Origin of the sequence: Fluviibacterium sp. S390 (assembly GCF_049800695.1) — a bacterium.
In the GTDB taxonomy this organism is placed as follows: domain Bacteria; phylum Pseudomonadota; class Alphaproteobacteria; order Rhodobacterales; family Rhodobacteraceae; genus Meridianimarinicoccus.
This window is the reverse complement of record NZ_JBNAFN010000056.1, coordinates 1-3,143: the sequence shown is the minus strand read 5'-3', so window position 1 is coordinate 3,143 and position 3,143 is coordinate 1. Positions and strand designations below refer to the sequence as shown.

General features: G+C 47.9%; 4 protein-coding genes. 2 read left to right on the top strand and 2 right to left on the bottom strand.

Features of this window, described 5'->3' with window-relative positions; translation table 11 throughout:
* On the bottom strand, positions 1–236 hold a 236-nt coding region (locus tag ACP15K_RS20240; RefSeq protein WP_424990003.1), incomplete at its 3' end, for a transposase.
* Between the two features lie 288 nt (positions 237–524).
* The gene (locus ACP15K_RS20235; RefSeq protein WP_424991458.1) at positions 525–1,427 is read right to left on the bottom strand and encodes an autoinducer binding domain-containing protein; all 903 of its coding nucleotides are present in this window, start codon (positions 1,425–1,427) and stop codon (positions 525–527) included.
* Positions 1,428–2,003: 576 nt separating this feature from the next.
* Here ACP15K_RS20235 and ACP15K_RS20230 point away from each other — a divergent pair.
* Together ACP15K_RS20230 and ACP15K_RS20225 are read left to right on the top strand one after the other, a co-directional pair.
* Positions 2,004–2,564, top strand: a complete 561-nt coding sequence (locus ACP15K_RS20230; protein ID WP_424991457.1) for an acyl-homoserine-lactone synthase — start codon at positions 2,004–2,006, stop codon at positions 2,562–2,564.
* A gap of 95 nt (positions 2,565–2,659) precedes the next feature.
* A complete protein-coding gene (locus ACP15K_RS20225; RefSeq protein ID WP_424991456.1) occupies positions 2,660–2,938 on the top strand; it encodes a transposase in 279 nt (92 codons plus the stop codon).
* The last annotated feature ends 205 nt before the right edge of the window (positions 2,939–3,143 follow it).

Genomic DNA, 3,143 nt, shown 5'->3' with positions numbered 1-3,143 from the left:
CCAGCCATCATCCTCGCGAAAACACCTTTGTCACTCCACCGCTTCCAGCGGTTGTACAAGGTCTTGTGCGGACCGTATGCGGCGGGCGCATCCCGCCAACGTAAGCCATTGCGGTTGATGAAGATAATTCCGCTCAACACGCGCCGATCATCGACGCGGGGCTTGCCGTGAGACTTGGGAAAGAAAGGCGCAAGCCGCGCCATCTGCGCGTCGCTAAGCCAGAAGAGATCAGACATGTCACCGCTCGTTTTTCGAACGGTGAATCACGCTGATCGCCGGAAATCAATGGGTCCTGAGCCTAGAGCGTGAAATGCGCGAGTCTAAACAGGCCAATGAGATCCTTCGCAAAGTTCTCAAGCGTCATGCCGGTAGACTGCACGCTCATCACGGCCTGGATCATTTATCCAAAGGACCGCAACCAGAATCAGCAATACAATACATAGTGAATACGAGAAGCGTCAAAAGAGCCGTCTGTGTCAATTATTGAACTTGCGAAATAATTGTGTGACCAAAGCAATTCCACTTCAGGAACCGCGCCCCTCTGACGGGCTATCTCCACAATCAGAAACCAAAAGGACGGGCTGATCCAAGAAGCCACTCTTTCCGATAATAAGAAGAGCTTGCTCGAAGGTGTGGCAGCCAAGTTTACTCGCAATTGAAGACCGAATTTTACCAACACCCGCAGAAGTCTCAGAATCCGGAGGGCAATGATTCAATGGTCTAACCCAAATATCTCTCAGGTACTGCATTTCCTCCTCACACAAAGCCTCTAGTTTATTTGGGATATAATTAACCCGAAGAAACGCACGGCAAAAGGCTTCAGATAGTCGGCAAAGAGCATCAAACTTTCCATGAAGCCTATTTCTAAACTGGCCAGCTTCATCAGTCGAAGAAGCAGAAACGGCGAGAGCGGGTCGATTCTTTGACGAACTAACGTAAGTAAATCCAGAAGGTCCAACTCCATATTTTTTTGCATTAGCAAAAAATTTTTCGGCTTCTCCGTTGCCATCATGTGTTTCATCCCAAAAAAAAGGGGCTTGCCACGTTCTCGTCGCCTTTATAACGGGATCAATTTTTTGATAGTTGCATAACATGTACCGAAACAACCAAGGTGTTGGATAGGTGGTTTCAATTATCCTCCTGAGGTCTGGACATCTTTCACTAGAGATTGTATGCACTGTGCAATGATCAAACTGAAAATACCGGCAAAAATCAACCATCCTATTTTTAAGGGAGCGTCTATCTTCGACAGAATTGATGCCTGATACAGTTTCTAAGTCTCTTTTGCCTATCAATTCAACTTTTTCAACATGAATCGCTAGCGCGTCCTCCAAGATTCGTTGAGCATCAAGAACGCCAACCCGTTGCAATTGGACGCCTATCATTGGAATTTCCAGATTGCCCTTGAATTTTTTTTCTCGTTCCATAGTTCACATCCTTTTTCATGTTCGGTAGATAGACAGATCTACGGCCAGCCTTGAGCATGGTGGTGGAGTTTAAAGGCACAAGCCATGTGCCTGGGTCATGGGCAGCCACGCTTGCCACTCTCGACATTGAGCCTGAAACTGGTTGAATTGTTGGTTTCTACAAATATTTTTGCTCCGCCATGGTGAGTCAATGTGGAATTCCTCCCTCCATGTTGTTGCCCATCGTGTGCGCCTAGAGTGTCTCCAAAAGGGCAAGGGTCACTGATCGCGATCAGGAATATATGTAAAATTGATACAATTAATTAACTAATTTTCTCTTAAGGCACGACGATTGGGGTTGCGTCACCAGGAATCAATGGGGTGCTAGCTCACGTCTTTCGGCGCCTCTCCTGGACACAAGTTGTTGATAACGAACGGGCGCTGTCAGATTTGTGCTAATTGTTCTCTAAAGCATAAGCTACAGTTCAACATCTGTGACTTTCTGTTTAGATATACTAATTTGCACTAACTAGAGCTTGATTCTAATTTTCGATATTACTGGATTATTACTAATTTCGCCTCCTTTCCCATCTTCAGATGAGGATATGGAGGCTGCAATCAATGATTTGCCACGTTACTGGAGACCGGCGTGCACCAGAGGTTGAGGGATCGTTCGTTGCTAGGGGGCAACAATTTGTGAAACGCTTAGGTTGGAGCCTCAGCGTGGATGATCAGGGTGTTGAAAATGATCAATTTGATGATAGTCACTCATCATATATTGTTGTTAGTGAAAAAGGTAGACATCTTGCGTCTTGCAGGATTAGATCCTTGAGTTGTGAGAATATGATATATTCTGTGTTCATGGAAAGCTTCAGAGAAGCCATTGAAGAGCACTACCATAACAGATCGCATATTCTCGAGATTACAAGACTATGTTCGTCTCCAGACCTTTCGATGAAAGACCGAGCCTTGGCCCTACAGCATCTCTACAATTCACTTCAAAGTATCCAATCAAGCACAAAGGCTTTTGCATTTTGGGCGGTCGTCTACTCTCCGGTTCTGTCTCTTTTGAAGCGGAGCAGAGCAAAACTCTCGGTGCTTCAATCCAGTGTTCTAGAGAAGAGGAATCTTCATCTTGTTGCATTGGAGTTCATTTAGATAGTGGATCCATCAAACTGGGATGGAGACCTTGGACTTGTCGCGGAATTGTTCCGCTCCTTTGAACGCGAATCGTTTCGCAAAGGAGAACAGACATGGCATCACGACCGAGCCCGGAGTTCCACGCAGAGGCAGTTCGGGTCGCATTGTCGAGCGGGCTTTCCCGCAAGCAGGTTGCCGTTGACTTCGGTGTTGGCTTTTCAACGCTGAGCCGTTGGATCCAGCAGGAACGCAAGAACCCCGAGAAGCCAACAGCGCAATCCGACCTTGAGCGCGAGGTCGCAGAACTGCGCAGAGAGAACCGGCAGCTCCGGGAGGAGAGGGACGTTCTAAAAAAGGCCACGGTGTTCTTCGCGGAGAGAGTGAGGACATGAATGCCATCGGTCCGTATGAATGCCCGAACAATGAGGTTTGCCTTCGTTGAAGAACACCGCAACGAAATCCCGGTGGCCCGGCTGTGTAAGATCATGGATGTCAGCCCTCGGGGATATCGAGCCTGGCGTCGCCGTCCACTCAGCAACAGCCAGCGCAATGACATGGTGGTCCTGGCCCACATCCGCGAGCAGTTCGCCCTGTCCC

Excerpts from the sequence above, each read along its gene's own strand:
- ACP15K_RS20235 (WP_424991458.1), bottom strand. The coding sequence starts at position 1,427 with ATGGAACGAGAAAAAAAATTCAAGGGCAATCTGGAAATTCCAATGATA.
- ACP15K_RS20230 (WP_424991457.1), top strand. The coding sequence starts at position 2,004 with ATGAGGATATGGAGGCTGCAATCAATGATTTGCCACGTTACTGGAGAC.
- ACP15K_RS20225 (WP_424991456.1), top strand. The coding sequence starts at position 2,660 with ATGGCATCACGACCGAGCCCGGAGTTCCACGCAGAGGCAGTTCGGGTC.